Genomic DNA, 15,983 nt, shown 5'->3' with positions numbered 1-15,983 from the left:
TATCATATTTGTCTGGAGGTTGCTTATGGGAACCACACTTACCAATGAAGAGATTTATGAACAATATCACGACAAGGTTTTTGCCTATATCAGGAATCACGTCAATCAGATTGAGGATGCTGAGGACCTTTGTTCAGATGTCTTCATAAAAATATACAGTAAAATTGACACTTTTGATGCAAGTAAGGCCAGTATTTCAACCTGGATCTACGCAATGACCAGTAACACTGTCATTGATTTCTACAGAACCAATCACGTTCATTCCGAGATTCCAGAGGATCTGGCTGAGGAAAAGAGCCTTATAGAAGACGAAGTCCTGAATAATGAGAATCTGGAGTGCCTTGCCAAGGCGCTGAAAGCTCTCCCACAGGAGCAGATGGACATTATCGTCCTCAGATATTACAGAGGTCTCACTCTTCAGGAAGTAGCTGAGCAGATGAACCTGTCCTACGGCGTTACCAAGCTTCGCCACAGAGAAGCCCTTGGAAGGCTCAAGGATCTGCTTGGTGATTAAGACTATACAAACTAATGATTTTGGTATTGCCATAGCACGAAGATAAATGTTAGAATCTTTGCTGTTGACAACCAAATCATTAGTTTTTTTAGTTAGGAAAAGATATGAATAATAAAGAAACAACTCCAGTTTATAAAAGAGTTCTGGCTCTTGCCGGACTAGTAATCATTGTGGGTCTTATCATTGCATTCCTGTGCGTTGCATTATTTGGCAGCCCTGATTCAAAAGATATGTTCATGGGACTTGCAGGCGCTATCGTCGCAGTTCCTATCATGCTCTGGCTCCTGTTATGGGGACTTAGTGCTGTTACAGGAAGGCACAACATCGCATCTCTTGATGCTGGCTCATCCAACAAACAGCACGATAAATACGGCAATGTTATTCCAGACGGCGAGATTGATACAGTAGTATTTGATATCGGTAATGTTCTCACAGATTTTGCCTGGGCAGAGTTCCTGCAGAACAAGGGCTACGACGAGACTATGATAAAGAGAATCGCCAAGGCTACTGTAGAAAGTGACGACTGGGTTGAATACGATAAAGGTAATCTTACCAATGATGAGATTGTTGAGAGATTCGTAGAAAACGACCCTGAAATCGGAGATCAGCTCAAGGATGCCTTCATTAACATCGATGGCATCATCCTCAAAAGAGAAAAGACAATCCCTTGGATCAAGGCTCTTAAGGCAGCTGGCTATAAGGTATTATACCTCTCAAACTTCTCAAAACAGGCTCTTGAAGGATGTCCTGAGGCCATGGCTTTCCTGGATGAAACAGACGGCGGAATCCTTAGCTACAGAGACCATGTAGTTAAGCCTTACCCAGAAATCTATCATCTCCTTGAAGAGCGATACAACCTTACTCCAGAGAAGACTGTATTCATCGACGATACAGCAGTTAATATTGAAGCTGCCATTAACCTTGGCTGGAAGGGCATCATCTACAAAGATTATGAACAGACAGCAAAAGAACTTAAGGCACTTGGAGTTAATTACTAATATACTTATATAAAAAATATGACCTTGTATCCTGTACATCACAGAATACAAGGTCTTTTCTTATTCTTATCAGTCTCTCTTAAAGATATCTCTTGTATAAACCTTATCTTTAACGTCATCAAGTACTGTGTCATATCTGTTAGCAATAATGCTGTCACAGCCTGTCTTGAACTTCTCAAGATCATTTACAACAAGTGATCCAAAGAATGTTGTTCCATCTGGAAGTGTTGGCTCATAGATGATTACTGTTGCACCCTTAGCCTTCAGTCTCTTCATAACACCCTGAATACTACTCTGCCTGAAGTTATCTGAATTAGACTTCATTGTAAGTCTGTAAACACCTACAGTGATAGGTCTCTCTTTTTCTGCATTCCACATGGAAGATGCTGTATAATATCCAGCCTTCTCAAGTACTCTGTCAGCGATGTGATCCTTACGAGTACGGTTACTCTCAACGATAGCTCTGATCAGATCCTCTGGAACATCCTGGAAGTTGGCCAGAAGCTGCTTGGTATCCTTTGGCAGGCAATATCCGCCATAACCAAATGAAGGGTTATTGTAATGTGTTCCAATTCTTGGATCAAGACATACACCCTCGATGATCTTCCTGGTATCAAGACCCTTGAGCTCAGCGTATGTATCAAGCTCATTAAAGTAGCTGACACGAAGTGCAAGATAAGTATTAGCAAAAAGCTTAACTGCCTCAGCCTCTGTAAAGCCCATGAAAAGAGTATCAATGTTCTCTTTCTCAGCTCCCTCTACTAAAAGGTTAGCAAATACTTCTGCCTTCTCACGGCTCTTATCATCACATCCAACGATGATTCTGCTAGGATAAAGGTTATCATAAAGAGCCTTGGACTCACGAAGGAACTCAGGTGAGAACAGGACTCTGTCTGTTCCAAACTGCTCTCTTACCTTCTTGGTATAGCCTACAGGAATTGTAGACTTGATGATCATTGTGGCTGTCTTGCTTGATTTAAGAACAAGATCAATAACTGCCTCTACAGCAGAACAATCGAAAAAGTTCTTCTGAGGATCATAGTTTGTAGGTGCTGCGATAATAACATAATCAGCATCTGCGTAAGCTGATGCACCATCTGTTGTAGCATGAAGCTTAAGTCCTCTCTCCTCATGCTCAGCTAAAAATTTCTCTATATATTCGTCCTGAATTGGTGACTGCCAGTTGTTGAGCTTCTCAACCTTCTCCTCAACGATATCTACAGCTGTAACTTCATTGTGCTGTGATAAAAGAACTGCCAGTGACAATCCAACATATCCGGTACCTGCTACTGCAATTTTCATAATATTCCTCCTTGCTATTTCAACCACAACATTATATACCATTTTGGAAAATCATCCAAACAAAAATGATATTTTTTTAACAGTTTTTTATCACCACGGCTTGTAGCTTCCTTTTCCGCCTATGCCATTTGCATCGTCGTCACCACCATGGCTTCCGTATTTATCCAGGAAGTCCTGATCCTGTCTGCGCTCCTCCATGGCATCTTTTTTGTTTTTATCAAGTTTATCCTTCTGGCGCTTCTCCTTTTCGGACTGATTGTTAGACTTGTCCTTGTCATCAGAATTATCACCATCTGTATCATCTTTTTCAGTCTCATGATCACGCTGGTCCGTATCCCCATCGCCATCTGCATTCTGGAGCATATCCAGCATTCTGTCGATATCTTCCTTGAGCTGCTGGGCATCGTCATCCCTATGATTTGCTCCGCTCTCGGTAGCCCAGTTATTGGCAAGAAGGATGTCCTTGGCCTTGTAGAGAATAAGCTGAGCTGTATCGAAAGATTCCTGAGTAGAGAGGTTGTCAAAATCAATACTGTAGCACATAGCAAGTGCAAGGTTGATTCTGATGTCGCACTCCTTATGACCTACTGGATAGAGCTCCAGCGCTCTGGTGTAATAGCCAATGGCACTATTGTAGTCCTTTTTTTCGAAGGCAACATTACCAAGGTTGTAATAGGGAATATAGGACTCTGGAACATTCACTGTAAAAAGGCTCTCTTCCTTCTCCACCTGATAATCGCCCTTAGCGTAAGCTGTGACAAAACCATGGTTAACAAGAATCCTTGTCAAAAGAATTCCCGCAGTCACCGCCAGTACCAGTGCCAGCGCAAATAGCCCATATATCTTAATTGGAATTTTCTTAAAATCCATATCTCTATACCTCTATCCTAAGCTCAGGTTACAGCCTGCCCTTCCTTATAAACACGATAGTCTCCACCAGAAGCATCGCTGCCAAAAGAGCTGCAAAATAATAGTAGATATCTACATATCTCTCAGCACCATCACCCTGTTCCACAACAGTAGCGCTCTGTTCCTTGATTATCTCGATAATGCCAGCAAGAGCAGTGTTATCACCGTTCATGTTAAGGTACTGAACGCCCATTTCATCTGCAATGCGCTTAAGGTTATCCTCATCAATCCTGGAAATAGCATCGTCGTGAGTCTCATAGTCATACACGTAGCTGTGGTACTCCTTCATCTTGCCACCAGCTTCTGAGCCGTAGCCAAGAACAGCACCCGAATCAATGAACTGCGCAAATTCGCTGTAAGACATTTCCATATTTTCATTAGTAACTTCTCCGTCACTTATGAAAAAAACTATGGTCTTACGATTCTCCTTCTTATTAGATGAAAGAAGCAGCGCCTCCATGTCCTTATAAGGAGTAGCCAGGTTAGAGCCTGATGAATAGTATGTTTCAGGAGTTGCCATGATATCAACCATGTCTGCAATATATTTAAGGTCCTGAGTAAAGGGTGACAGCACATGAGCTGTGTCATCAAAGGTCACAAGTCCAAAGTTACTGCCTGCAAGCTCTGTGAGAATGTAGTTAACATCAGCTTTAACGCCCTCCATTCTCTCGTTTCTGCCGTTGTAATCCATGGCCCACATGCTGAGAGTCCCATCGATTACAAAGAGAACATCAAGGTTCTTGGTGGCAAACTCATAGTCCGTCCTGACAGTAACCGGCCTCAGCCCAATTATTAGCACAAGGACATAAATTATAGACATCCTTCCTATGGAGCAGGCTTTCTCTAATATAGTTGTCTTATTCCTGGCGATGACTAGCACAGTAAGAGCCAAAAAAGCTACAAACACCACTATCATCAGCCCAGGAGGTAAAATAGGCATCATCTTCATTTCTGTAACACCAATCCTGCCGCGCAGGTAAATGCGAGGCACAAAAATAATGCAATAAAGGCATTCTGAGGCATATCCTGTGTTTCTCTTGTCATGACCATGTTGACCATCATGACCTCCTGCCTCTGAATATCCTGAACAATAGCTGACACCGGAAGGTCAGCTGTTCTCACATAGAGCAGACCACCAGTCTTCTCAACTGCCTTTTCCAGTTCACCCTTGCACTTAACATAGCTGTAATGCTCAGGATCATAGAACGCTTCCTCAGATGGGAAAAGACTAAACACAGTAACATTCTTGTTCTTACAGTAGGTAGAAGCTTCATCCAGATTCATGATCTGGGAACCAAAGCTGTTCAGCTCATTGTCCGTACTCATGATGATAACTCTGGTACGCTCCGTATCATCGATATAGGGAAAAGAGTAAAGCGCTGTACCAAGGCCCTCTCCAATAAGGGAAGATCCTCTGTTAGTGTTATTAAGAAGCGTTCCGGCATCGTAGTACTCAAGCTTTTCCCTAAGGTCGTCATGCCACTTCTGTACATCAGCTGGGTAGGTGTAATACTCATAGCCATAAACATCGTAAATCTCTGTATACAGCTCTTTTTGCATAACAAAATAGTCGCTGAGGTCATCGAGCTTCTGCGCCACATAGTCGTAGTCATCCGTAAGGGGAACGTATGTTACAGTGGAGGTATTAAAGATATTGATACCGATCCTGTCGCCTGCAAGGCCACGAACTACGCCCTTAAGGTAATCTGTAAGCTCACCATTTAAGTCATACAGCGAATAAGAAACATCCATGCAGATGATGATATCTCTTTTCTTAACTCCCGTATAAACGTCCTGATTGCGATAAGGCCTTGCCACCAGTATAAGAGCTGACACAAAGCTTCCTATCATGCCTATAGCCAGCGCTACTCTTAGAACGTTGTAGCGAAGGCTCAGACTCTTATATAATTTTGTGGATTTCAAAAGGGATGTGTTGGATACTCTTGTGCCGGTAACATATTTTTCCTTACCGTTTAGTTTGAAGAATAAAGAAACAGCTATGGCAAAGACAGCGCCAACTACCCCGATGAAAATCGCCCATTTATTCATCAGCTCCATGCTCTGACCACTCCTAAAGCTTTATTACAGGAGCTCATAAAATCCTTGTCCCTTGCCCTCTCATCCTCGGCAAATTCAGGGATATAGTACTCTTCCATGAGCCTGTCCAGTTGTCTGATCCCATAGGCCCTGATCTCATTTCTGGTGAGATTCTCGACGTTAAGGCCCGTTGCATCATGCACAAAGCCCCTGATCAAAAGGCTCAGCCTCTGGTAAGCAGCTCTTTTGTCAATCTGCTTATTTCCATAGGTTGCAGCAAGGCGCTCCATCTGCGCAGTATAATCATTTTTAATTTCATAGAGCTTTCTTGGCGGTGGAACCTGGATCGCAGGATTCTTCTTTTTGAAAAAGCCATCGATCTTAAACAGCTTTTTGACCACATATAGAGTGATAGCAACAACCGCAGCCACCATCAAAAGAGCTATCAAAACCACCCACCAGTAGAACTCAAAGGGTGGCTGTAATGAAACCGTAGTAACCATGTCTATACCTTTCAAGTAGATCTATAGTCGCATCAATAATCTGACTCTCAGTGCTGATGCAGGTAAGGCCCACCTTATTCTGCTTGCACAGCTCCGAGGCATTTTGCAAAATCTCCTGACGGATCCTTAGTTCCTCCTGATGAAGCCTCTTATTATGGGAAAAGAAAAACTTCTCATAGAGGGATAGATCCGTATCGTAGGTAATGTCTCCAGTCAGCATTGAATCCTCAATGTTGATGATCATAAGGTCATGATCTGCAGTGATTCCCCTTAGCATGTTCCCGTCAAGCTTATTAAGGCCGTCCATATCTGTAATAAGGAAAATAATCATCCTCTTATGGACAGTGCTCATGATTTCGCCCAAGACATCGCTCACAGAAATCTCGTGATCTAGAGTTATCTTTTTCTCCAGGTCATAGAGGAGCTTCTCCATGTGCTCAGGCCCCGACCTGAAAAGACTTATCATGGACTTGTTACCATCAGGATAAGCCAGGGCATAGTCTGCCCCGTTTCTACCTGTAATATATGCAATTGTTCCAAAGGTCATAAGGGCCAGTTCTCTCTTGGCATCTCCGCCTCTTGAATCACCCAGCATCTTGGAGCCACAGTCGCAGACGAACATAACGTTGTGTCTTCTGTCTGTCATGTATCTGCGAACCAGAATATCTCCCATTCTGGAGGAGGACTTCCAATCTATATCGTGGACATCGTCACCAAAGGTGTAGGTCTTGAGGTCATCAAATTCCATGCTTCGCCCGCGATGAATGGAATGGAAATCGCCGTCAAGAATGTTGGAGGTCTTCCTGTTGGTGTAAAGAGAAACTGCTCGCCTTATCCTCGACAAATATTCGTAATCTAACTGCATTTCTTTTACCCTTAAGGCGTCTTAACAGCGCCAACGATTCCGTCGATAACCTGCTCGACTGAGATGTTATCCGCAACAGCTGAATAGTTAAGCCCGATTCTGTGGCGAAGCACCTGATGACTTACTGCCTTCACATCGTCAGGAACCACATAGGTTCTGCCCTGAATAAGAGCAACAGCCTTGGCCATCTTGAGGAAAGCAATGGAAGCACGAGGGCTACAGCCGATTCTCACGTACTTGCCAACATCACAACCTGGTATCTGGTTCGCTCTTCTGGATGCTACAACAATACTGGAGATATACCACTTTATTGCTTCGTCAACGTAGACCTTCTCGCAGATGTCCTGAACCTTATCTATATCCTTAATGGTAAGTACTGGAGGCTCTACCCTGTCGATAGCACCACTCTCGATTCTGTTAAGGATCTCTACTTCTTCTGATGCCATAGGATAAGAAATAACCTCTTTTATCAGGAATCTATCTGTCTGAGCTTCAGAAAGAGGATAGGTTCCCTCCTGCTCAATAGGGTTCTGAGTCGCAATTACAGTGAAGATATCCTCAGGCATTCTATAGGTTGTGCCGCCAATTGTAACCTGCTTCTCCTGCATGGCTTCCAGCATGGCTGACTGAGTCTTGGCACTTGATCTGTTGACCTCATCCAGCAGCACAAAGTTAGCAAATACAGGTCCAAGAATTGTCTCAAACTTGCCATTTGCCTGATTATAGATCTGAGTACCGATGATATCTCCCGGTAAAAGATCTGGTGTACACTGAATACGTGCAAACTTGCCATCAACAGCATCTGAAATAGCCTTTGCTGCTGTTGTCTTGGCAAGACCAGGAACTGACTCGATGAGGATATGTCCGTCTGCAATAATAGCTCCGATAAGTGAGAACTTGAGCTGCTGCTGACCAACCACCTTGGCGTCATAGTAATCAGAAAGCTTTCTGATGACTTCCTGGGCGTATTTGTACTCTTCTTCTGAAATCTGAATCTGGGAATTTGTAGGATTTTCTACTTGCTCGTTCATTTGATTGTCCCCCAACTAAAATCACTTCTCGCATATAAAGACAGCGACTATCATCTAATGATAGTCGCAAGGTTTCTCATAATGCCTGCGCCAATGTCAGGCTTGTTCATTGAATATACATGGATATGGCTTACACCATTTGAAATAAGGTCGATGATCTGATCGCTGGCATAAATAATTCCAGCTTCCTTCATCTTCTCTGGATCATCAGCAAATCTATCCACCATGATCTTCATCTTCTGTGGAATTGTTGAACCAGAAAGCGCTACACGTCTGGCTACCTGCTTGGCATTGGTAATAGGCATGATACCTGGAAGAACAGGAACATCAATACCCTTTTCCCTGATGCGATACAGGAACTGATACAGAGTTGAATTGTCAAAAAACATCTGCGTTGTAAGGAAATCAAGGCCTGCATCAACCTTCTCTTTAAGGTGCTCAATATCCTCTGACTGTCTGGCACACTCAACATGTCCCTCTGGATAGCATGCTCCGCCAATGCAGAAGCTATCGTCAACTGACTTAATGTCATAGATCAGCTGTGTGGCATGATCATAATCATAGCAAACACGGCCTTCCTTAGGAATATCTCCGCGAAGTGCCATAATGTTCTCAATGCCTCTGTCCTTGTAGGCCTTAACAACCTCTTTAACATAGTCCTTGGTTGATGATACGCATGTAAGATGCGCAAGGACTGGTGTTCCGTATTTATCCTGGAGGTCAGCTGCGATGTTAACAGTGTTCTTACTGGTTCCGCCGCCTGCTCCGTAGGTTACGCTCATGAAATCAGGCTTAAGGGCTGCAATCTCAGCTGCTGCCTTCTCAACTGCCTCGTATCCCGCATCAGTCTTGGGTGGGAACACCTCAAATGAAAGGGTAACCTCTTTATCTTTGATAATATCTCTAATCTTCATTATACTTTCTCCTATATATTTGTAAGATATACGGATTGCTTCACTTCGTTCTCGCAATCCTACGACCATTCGGAAATCGATCCGCTCAATCTTCGCGTATCTTTTTTCCTCATGTTCGTTCGGTCTTCAAGGTCATGTAATGCCTTGTGCAAGCACAGCATTACATGACTTTGAATCCCTTTATCTTACACATTAATCTCAGCGGTAACCCCTAAATCGTCCTTGTTCGCATCAAGGATTGGCTGTACCACCTCAGCCAGGAACTTCTCAACCTGGTGAACACTGCATCCAACATACTTGTTAGGATCCATAGCTGCCTTGAGGTCATCAAGTGATAAGTGGAATGCTGGATCAGCTGCAATGAGCTCAAGAAGGTTGTTGTCTTTACCTTCTACCTTGACATTCTTACCTGCTTCCATTGAAAGCTCACGGATTCTCTCGTGGAGTTCCTGTCTGTCTCCACCAGCCTTAACTGCATCCATCATGATATTCTCAGTTGCCATGAATGGAAGCTCTGACATAAGGCGCTTCTCGATAACCTTAGGATATACTACAAGACCATCTACAACATTAAGGCACAGATCAAGTACGCCGTCTGTAGCAAGGAAGCCCTCTGGAATAGAAAGTCTCTTGTTAGCTGAATCATCAAGTGTTCTCTCAAACCACTGTGAAACCTCTGTAATAGCAGGGTTAAGTGTATCTACGATCACATATCTGGAAAGTGAGCAGATTCTCTCACTTCTCATAGGATTTCTCTTGTAAGCCATAGCTGATGAACCGATCTGGCTCTTCTCAAATGGCTCCTCAACCTCCTTGAGGTGCTGAAGAAGTCTGATATCCTGTGCCATCTTGGTAGCTGATGAGCAGATACCTGCAAGGACATTGACAACCTTCATGTCGATCTTACGGCTATAGGTCTGGCCTGAAACAGCCATGCATCCCTTAAAGCCCATCTTCTCAGCAAGCATTGGATCGAGCTTATCAACCTTGCTAAGGTCTCCGTCAAAGAGCTCCAGGAATGAAGCCTGAGTTCCTGTTGTTCCCTTAGATCCAAGAAGCTTCATGTTATCAAGTACATAGTCCAGGTCCTCAAGATCGATTGTGAAATCCTGAAGCCAGAGACAAGCTCTTTTACCAACTGTTGTAGGCTGTGCAGGCTGGAAATGTGTGAATCCAAGAGTAGCCTGAGCCTTGTATTTATCTGCAAATTTAGAAAGCTCAGCAATTACATTAACGAGCTTCTTACGAACGAGCTTAAGAGCCTCAGTCATTACGATAATATCTGTGTTATCACCAACGTAGCAGCTTGTAGCACCAAGGTGAATGATTCCCTTAGCCTTAGGACACTGCTGACCATAAGCGTATACGTGGCTCATTACATCATGACGAACCTCTTTCTCCCTGGCGATGGCAACTTCATAGTTGATGTCATCCTTGTGGGCCTTGAGCTCATCAATCTGCTCCTGAGTGATATTAAGACCAAGCTCATGCTCTATCTCGGCAAGGGCGATCCACAGTCTTCTCCAGGTTCTGAACTTCATATCCTGGGAAAAGATATACTGCATTTCCTTGCTGGCATAACGCTCTGATAATGGGCTGCTGTAACGATCTGTACTCATAATACTCCTCCTGAAACTTGATTTTCCTTATTTATTTATAACCCAAGTGCTCTTGCATGTCTATCTAGAAATTTATCAATCCTGACATCATCGCACTGTGCAAAGGCTGTCTTAACTGCACCTCGGTTAAGTTCTAACAACTGCTTGATTCCCATGACTGTAAACTCTGCTGTTCTGAACCTGAAAAGAGATTTGATAACAGTAAACAGCATCTGCTTCTGAGACTCATCAAGCTCCTCAAAGGACTGGACGTTCTTAATAAAATAAACCTTATCCATAAGAGCATTGATCAGTGTTGCCATGAGCTCCGGCTTCTCATCAGCATCTTTTCCCTGTAAAAACTCGTCTACAGAAATAAGCCCTGAGTGATTTTTGATGTATCTGATGAACTGATTGCCCTCTGTCTCACCGACATTTCCGATTATCTTGTGGCAGACAACAGGGTTATTTAAGTTGTCATCAATCTTGAGAATATCGCTTACTCTTTCCCATGAACGTGGTGTGGCAAATACCATATCATCCATTGATTCGCTCTGATTGTGAAGAGCTGATGGCTTAAATGTAAGATAATCTACTATATAATTATGAACTCCGTAGGGAATCGCAAAATCATATTTCCAGCTATTGAAATCAACATCGATATAATGAATCTCAAATCTGTCTGCAAGCGGTCCGGCGAGTCTGATGTAAACGCCATCATCATCCTCTCTGTTACCAAGAGCTACAACCACTGTACCCTCTGGAAGTGTGTACTGTCCTACTCTTCTGTCCAGGATCAGCTGATAAGCAGCAACCTGAACTCTTTTAGGACAGGATGTGATCTCATCCAAAAGAAGTATTGTATTCTTGCCATCTCTTTCTTCATCCGGAAGGATCTCTGGAGAAAGCCATTTGGTCTTGGTTCTGTCCTCGTTAGGATAAATAAGTCCGCCAATCTCTACCTCAGACATCTGGGCAAGTCTGATATCTATGACTTTGTAGCCATATTTTTTGCCAATCTGTCTGATGACCTGGCTCTTACCAACACCAGGAGCTCCAAGTCCCAGTATTGAGTGTTTGATCCCATGCTCTATGTTAAATTCCACGCATGCCTGAAATTCTTTTAATGTCATAATGATGCAACCTTTCCAATCTTTTTAGCAATTTCTGTATTGCGATCCCCGCTCTTCGTAAGTACTACGATCGTATTCTGTTTAAGAGCCTTTCTGATATGAGACTCGTTTATAGCCCCATAATAGCCATCCGTAAGGATCAGCATTACTTCCGGTCTTATATTATTCTTTTCAATATAATCAAAGACACAGTTAATATCCGTTCCACCAGACCCCTTAGGTTTGATGTGATCTATATCTTTATAATTCTGAATATTCCTGTATGTCGCATCAACCACAGTATTCCAAAATGCAACATGCATTGTTCCTGAGAATTCCTTGAGAATCCTATATAGCTGTGTCAGGAACTCGCCCATTTCATCTGGTGTTATGGAGCCTGAATCATCTATAAAAGCCCAGATTTCTCCAAGCTCGCTGGTTCTTTCGCCTGGTCCCGGCAAGATCAGATCCATATGGATATATTTTCTCTCTGGGGTGAAATATGAATATTCATCATATTCCCCATCTTCAAGATATTCACGAAGAAGCACTTTCCAAGGAAGCTTTTTACTTTCCTTCCTGACAAGAAGTTCATCAGGGATCCATGCATCCCCTGTCCCTGAGCCTATATTCTTGGCACCGGACTCCATAAGAAGCTTCTTGATAGCTGACTCAATTTCCTGCTTTTCTGAATCAGACATCTCTTTTCTGAATATCATGTCACTTGGAAGCTTTATAACAAGGCCGCGAGAATTGGACCCATAGCTTTTGTATGTGAAGGTTATATGGTCTTTCCCTTTATCCCTATTCTTATGCTGATTGTATAGTTCATCGTAAAGCGTCTCTACGCTGTGCTGATTAAGGACATAATACGGCAAAACCAATGCATGCGCAGGCTGCGTAATATTAACATCCTTGAATTTAAAGCTGTTAGTGAGCTTACGAAGCATCTCATTAACAATAAAGTCACAGGCAACATTCCACAACTGCGGATCTCTGTTACCAACTCTTGTAGGATGATGGAGAAGGGCATGCATGACCTCATGCATCAGAACAAAGCAGTACTCCGAAGGCACCATGGTCGCAAAGAAATCCGGATTATACCTGATACACTTTCCGTCAGTACATGCTGTAGGAATTGTGGTATCCTCGATAATCTCAAGCCTCATGACAATATCACCGTAAAATGGAAACTTGCGAAGAAGCTCCATCTTAAAAGCAAAAAGTTCATCCGCAATGTGCTGCTTCTGGGCATCCGTAGTTCTGATTAGCTGCGGTGGAAGCGGAATCGAATCTACGGACACATTCCGAGGCTGTTGTATTGACCTGGGCTGTGACTTAGTCTGAATCTGAGGCTGTGGACGAGGCTGTAGCTTTGGGGAGACTGCAGCAGCTCTAAACATAGATAACGGCTGAAGTTCTTCCTCAGTCTCTTTTTCCCTTTTTTCTTCTTCCATAGCTTTCCAGGATATCAGCTGCTTGATAGCTTCCGGCCTTCTGTCTATAAATCTGGCATAAAACATTTTGACTGCACGCTTAATAGCGCCCCAGATTTCATCCATATTTCTTAGAGCATAGATCACCAGAACGGTAAAACACGCATATAACATTATTGCAAACCAAAAAAGTATCTCGTAGAACATATAACCCCAACTAATAATTTAGATCATATTAAGGAATCTATTCTTCCTTTTAAGCTTGGTGATAAGAAACATATCTCTTATCTGCTGCCCCTGTTCGTCATAAAAATTCTCTGACGGAATGCTGATATACGGACAGTTAGAATCAGAAGTACAGTAACAGTAATTCTTGGTGAAATATGAAGCCCCTTCACAGACAAGTTTGTTAACTGTGATCCAATAGGCTTTGCATATCCTAAGCTCTATCATGAGCCTGACTGTATCGCTCTGAATGTCCACATCACTTTCATAAAAAACGGGAACTAGAACTGGTCCGGTCTTAAGGTCATCACCCTTTCTCATAGCGCTGTCGCATATTATCTCAGCCTGATTATCAACAGGGTTTACATATGTTCCAGCCTGCAAACCTCTGATCTTATCCATCAGGTCATCCTCTTCACTGATTCCTGACTCTCCTCCAACCAGACTAAAAGAAAAGGCCTTGGACTCAGGAACAATATATAGCCTCCTGGCGTCTCTGCTGATCTTGGCTACTGGCTTTATAAGCCCAAAACCAAGTTTATATAATCCCACATTAAATGCTGAAAGCGAAGTAATGTCACTTGGAATCCCATCTATAATCCTGTGGCCGTCTATATCAGCATAACTTGCCGCAAGAATCGAATTGTACCTGCTTCTGGTAGTTTCAACTCTGAACATGATGCTTCCCAGATGGCTGTCACCATCAAAAGAATATGAATCAATACTCTTAAGGGACTGTGGTAATACTAGTTTGCGCAGACTGGAAATACCGCCGATTCCTCTTTTGCCAATGGATTCAATTCCCTCTGAAACCTCTATGCTGGTTATATCTGTCCTGTCATTGATAGCACCTGCGCCAATGCACTTGACCTCATGACCATCAATAACCGAAGGCACCACCAGCTCTGAAGCCTTTCCCTTATAGTTGAGGATCGTATCTTCCAGAACAAGGTATTCGTCATTATCAATACTAAACATATCAGCACCTTCCCCTGTTTCTGGCTTCGTATTCTTCCTGCTCACGGCGTTTGCCACGCTGGATAGCAATGTTCATGTCTTCCTCGGTAAGCTGTCTGTTATGAAGCTCATGTGACATATCCTGCATCTCTTTACCATACTTGATAAAAGACCTGACTGTTTCCACCAACGTCCTGTTTTCACCGGTCCTGTCCAGTATCTGGCAGAGCTGCTCCATGGAAAGTCTTGCGCCCTCTGTCGTATTATTTTTGAATAGTTCATCTAGGAACCTTAGTAATTCTTTTTCGTCCATGCTTTATTCCATCTGGTTAATCTACTTTATATACATTTGTAGATACGCTTTTGTCTCAAAATTCTATATGATCACTTCTCCACGAAAGCCCGTCCGTAGGTGATTATCAGCCCCATAAACAAGCCCCTTAACATAATCATAGCTTCCAAACAATGTCTGACGACCATAGAACTCGCAGATTCCGCCATTAGGGGAGGTGTATACTCCGTCCTGACATCTGCACAGATCATAGTCCTGGTACCTTCTTGTAAAAAGAAGACTTGGGTCATCTCTGGATATAATATCTTCGTAGGATACTGCCTGTGCCCTGGTGAAATCATTTATCTGCATCGCAGTAATAAAGCCAGTCTTAGGTACTCCTATCTCAATATTGAAATCAAGAAACTTATGGAGCTCACGGCGATTTCCGATGTAATCTTTCATGAGAATACAGTTAAACACAAAGATATCTTTATATGAAACGCTGTCCACAATCTCTTTTAGCTCACTGTTTGTAGGCACTTTGCCGTTGAATAACGAAGCATTGATCTTGTCATCATAGTGGTGCCTGCTGATATGAATTGTATCAACATCATGAAGTCTCTTTATCCTGTGCATCTGACTAAGACCACTGCCATTAGTGTTAATGGACATCTCCAGCATGTCGCCAAAGATCTCAAAGCACATAGAGACGATCTCATCCAGTAAACCCACATCCGTAAAGGGCTCTCCGCCTGTGATGGAGATTCCCCTTATCCTGTCTGTCTCTTTGAGCCTTCTAAGAACACTTTCAAGTACCTTGGGATCAAGGGTATTGCCATGCATTGTGTCTTTTGCCACGCAGTACGGGCAGTTGCAGTTACAGATTTCTGTAGGTATGATTGACAGCTGAAGCTGGTTATTATCAGGCTTTTCTCTGTAAGCTTCACCATCCCTTGAGCATATATAGTTTTTAACCAGGATGTCTTTTCCCAGGACATTGATAGTTCTGGTCTTGGGAAAAAAACAAGTGCTGCACTTATCTGTCAAATTCTCCACGGATATCTCCTGTTGGCGGATCTACCGGATACTGGCCTGTAAAGCAGCCCTTACAGATGCCGAGCTTGCCGCCAACCATTTCCTCAAGTCTCTCTATTCCGAGGTAAGCCAGGGAATCAGCACCGATTATCTTACAGATATCATCTACATTTCTGTTATAGGCGATGAGCTGATCCATTGCTGGAACGTCGGTTCCAAAGTAGCAAGGCCATAAGAATGGTGGTGAGCTTACTCTCATGTGAACTTCTTTGG

General features: G+C 43.1%; 16 protein-coding genes and 1 pseudogene. 2 read left to right on the top strand and 15 right to left on the bottom strand.

Annotation, left to right across the window (positions count from 1 at the left end):
- Window positions 1–25: 25 nt before the first annotated feature.
- Together IJI01_RS05630 and IJI01_RS05625 are read left to right on the top strand one after the other, a co-directional pair.
- Complete coding sequence (locus tag IJI01_RS05630) at window positions 26–514, top strand: RNA polymerase sigma factor (RefSeq protein WP_292187110.1); 489 nt, start codon at window positions 26–28, stop codon at window positions 512–514.
- A gap of 104 nt (window positions 515–618) precedes the next feature.
- Entirely contained in the window at window positions 619–1,512 is an 894-nt protein-coding gene (locus IJI01_RS05625) for an HAD family hydrolase (protein WP_292187107.1), read from the top strand.
- A gap of 69 nt (window positions 1,513–1,581) precedes the next feature.
- Here the strand turns inward: IJI01_RS05625 and IJI01_RS05620 are convergent, their stop codons facing one another.
- The 15 genes and pseudogenes from IJI01_RS05620 to IJI01_RS05550 all read right to left on the bottom strand — a co-directional run.
- Window positions 1,582–2,814, bottom strand: a complete 1,233-nt coding sequence (locus IJI01_RS05620) for a nucleotide sugar dehydrogenase (RefSeq protein WP_292187103.1) — start codon at window positions 2,812–2,814, stop codon at window positions 1,582–1,584.
- Between the two features lie 90 nt (window positions 2,815–2,904).
- On the bottom strand, window positions 2,905–3,684 hold the full coding sequence (locus IJI01_RS05615) for a tetratricopeptide repeat protein (protein WP_292187100.1): 780 nt from the start codon (window positions 3,682–3,684) through the stop codon (window positions 2,905–2,907).
- A 28-nt stretch (window positions 3,685–3,712) separates the two neighbouring features.
- A complete protein-coding gene (locus IJI01_RS05610; protein WP_292187099.1) occupies window positions 3,713–4,672 on the bottom strand; it encodes a vWA domain-containing protein in 960 nt (319 codons plus the stop codon).
- Complete coding sequence (locus tag IJI01_RS05605; protein ID WP_292187096.1) at window positions 4,669–5,781, bottom strand: hypothetical protein; 1,113 nt, start codon at window positions 5,779–5,781, stop codon at window positions 4,669–4,671. Before IJI01_RS05605 ends, IJI01_RS05610 begins: the two co-directional genes overlap by 4 nt.
- Window positions 5,772–6,263, bottom strand: coding sequence for a hypothetical protein (locus tag IJI01_RS05600; RefSeq protein WP_292187093.1), 492 nt, complete (start codon window positions 6,261–6,263; stop codon window positions 5,772–5,774). Before IJI01_RS05600 ends, IJI01_RS05605 begins: the two co-directional genes overlap by 10 nt.
- Entirely contained in the window at window positions 6,229–7,128 is a 900-nt protein-coding gene (locus IJI01_RS05595; protein WP_292187090.1) for a DUF58 domain-containing protein, read from the bottom strand. Before IJI01_RS05595 ends, IJI01_RS05600 begins: the two co-directional genes overlap by 35 nt.
- 11 nt (window positions 7,129–7,139) lie before the next feature.
- On the bottom strand, window positions 7,140–8,159 hold the full coding sequence (locus IJI01_RS05590) for an AAA family ATPase (protein WP_292187087.1): 1,020 nt from the start codon (window positions 8,157–8,159) through the stop codon (window positions 7,140–7,142).
- 50 nt (window positions 8,160–8,209) lie between these two features.
- Window positions 8,210–9,073, bottom strand: a complete 864-nt coding sequence (metF, locus tag IJI01_RS05585) for a methylenetetrahydrofolate reductase [NAD(P)H] (RefSeq protein ID WP_292187084.1) — start codon at window positions 9,071–9,073, stop codon at window positions 8,210–8,212.
- Window positions 9,074–9,258: 185 nt separating this feature from the next.
- Window positions 9,259–10,692, bottom strand: a complete 1,434-nt coding sequence (gene purB, locus IJI01_RS05580; RefSeq protein WP_292187081.1) for an adenylosuccinate lyase — start codon at window positions 10,690–10,692, stop codon at window positions 9,259–9,261.
- A gap of 35 nt (window positions 10,693–10,727) precedes the next feature.
- A complete protein-coding gene (locus tag IJI01_RS05575; protein ID WP_292187078.1) occupies window positions 10,728–11,804 on the bottom strand; it encodes an AAA family ATPase in 1,077 nt (358 codons plus the stop codon).
- On the bottom strand, window positions 11,801–13,426 hold the full coding sequence (locus tag IJI01_RS05570; RefSeq protein WP_292187074.1) for a vWA domain-containing protein: 1,626 nt from the start codon (window positions 13,424–13,426) through the stop codon (window positions 11,801–11,803). Before IJI01_RS05570 ends, IJI01_RS05575 begins: the two co-directional genes overlap by 4 nt.
- 18 nt (window positions 13,427–13,444) lie before the next feature.
- Window positions 13,445–14,422 carry a leucine-rich repeat protein gene (locus IJI01_RS05565; RefSeq protein WP_292187071.1) on the bottom strand — a complete coding sequence of 326 codons (978 nt, stop codon included), beginning with the start codon at window positions 14,420–14,422 and terminating at the stop codon, window positions 13,445–13,447.
- A 1-nt stretch (window position 14,423) separates the two neighbouring features.
- Window positions 14,424–14,714, bottom strand: coding sequence for a hypothetical protein (locus tag IJI01_RS05560; protein ID WP_292187068.1), 291 nt, complete (start codon window positions 14,712–14,714; stop codon window positions 14,424–14,426).
- Between the two features lie 63 nt (window positions 14,715–14,777).
- Complete coding sequence (locus tag IJI01_RS05555; RefSeq protein ID WP_292187065.1) at window positions 14,778–15,731, bottom strand: radical SAM protein; 954 nt, start codon at window positions 15,729–15,731, stop codon at window positions 14,778–14,780.
- Window positions 15,712–15,983 (bottom strand): annotated as a pseudogene (locus IJI01_RS05550) (amidophosphoribosyltransferase); the annotation flags it as partial. The pseudogene IJI01_RS05550 and the gene IJI01_RS05555, both read right to left, overlap by 20 nt.

Source organism: Butyrivibrio sp. (assembly GCF_017433805.1).
Lineage (GTDB): Bacteria > Bacillota > Clostridia > Lachnospirales > Lachnospiraceae > Butyrivibrio.
This window is presented reverse-complemented; position numbering and strand designations above follow the sequence as displayed.

What these genes read in the sequence shown, in the direction of transcription:
- IJI01_RS05630 (WP_292187110.1), top strand. Translation starts at nt 26, where the DNA reads ATGGGAACCACACTTACCAATGAAGAGATTTATGAACAATATCACGAC.
- IJI01_RS05625 (WP_292187107.1), top strand. Translation starts at nt 619, where the DNA reads ATGAATAATAAAGAAACAACTCCAGTTTATAAAAGAGTTCTGGCTCTT.
- IJI01_RS05620 (WP_292187103.1), bottom strand. Translation starts at nt 2,814, where the DNA reads ATGAAAATTGCAGTAGCAGGTACCGGATATGTTGGATTGTCACTGGCA.
- IJI01_RS05615 (WP_292187100.1), bottom strand. Translation starts at nt 3,684, where the DNA reads ATGGATTTTAAGAAAATTCCAATTAAGATATATGGGCTATTTGCGCTG.
- IJI01_RS05610 (WP_292187099.1), bottom strand. Translation starts at nt 4,672, where the DNA reads ATGAAGATGATGCCTATTTTACCTCCTGGGCTGATGATAGTGGTGTTT.
- IJI01_RS05605 (WP_292187096.1), bottom strand. Translation starts at nt 5,781, where the DNA reads ATGGAGCTGATGAATAAATGGGCGATTTTCATCGGGGTAGTTGGCGCT.
- IJI01_RS05600 (WP_292187093.1), bottom strand. Translation starts at nt 6,263, where the DNA reads ATGGTTACTACGGTTTCATTACAGCCACCCTTTGAGTTCTACTGGTGG.
- IJI01_RS05595 (WP_292187090.1), bottom strand. Translation starts at nt 7,128, where the DNA reads ATGCAGTTAGATTACGAATATTTGTCGAGGATAAGGCGAGCAGTTTCT.
- IJI01_RS05590 (WP_292187087.1), bottom strand. Translation starts at nt 8,159, where the DNA reads ATGAACGAGCAAGTAGAAAATCCTACAAATTCCCAGATTCAGATTTCA.
- metF (WP_292187084.1), bottom strand. Translation starts at nt 9,073, where the DNA reads ATGAAGATTAGAGATATTATCAAAGATAAAGAGGTTACCCTTTCATTT.
- purB (WP_292187081.1), bottom strand. Translation starts at nt 10,692, where the DNA reads ATGAGTACAGATCGTTACAGCAGCCCATTATCAGAGCGTTATGCCAGC.
- IJI01_RS05575 (WP_292187078.1), bottom strand. Translation starts at nt 11,804, where the DNA reads ATGACATTAAAAGAATTTCAGGCATGCGTGGAATTTAACATAGAGCAT.
- IJI01_RS05570 (WP_292187074.1), bottom strand. Translation starts at nt 13,426, where the DNA reads ATGTTCTACGAGATACTTTTTTGGTTTGCAATAATGTTATATGCGTGT.
- IJI01_RS05565 (WP_292187071.1), bottom strand. Translation starts at nt 14,422, where the DNA reads ATGTTTAGTATTGATAATGACGAATACCTTGTTCTGGAAGATACGATC.
- IJI01_RS05560 (WP_292187068.1), bottom strand. Translation starts at nt 14,714, where the DNA reads ATGGACGAAAAAGAATTACTAAGGTTCCTAGATGAACTATTCAAAAAT.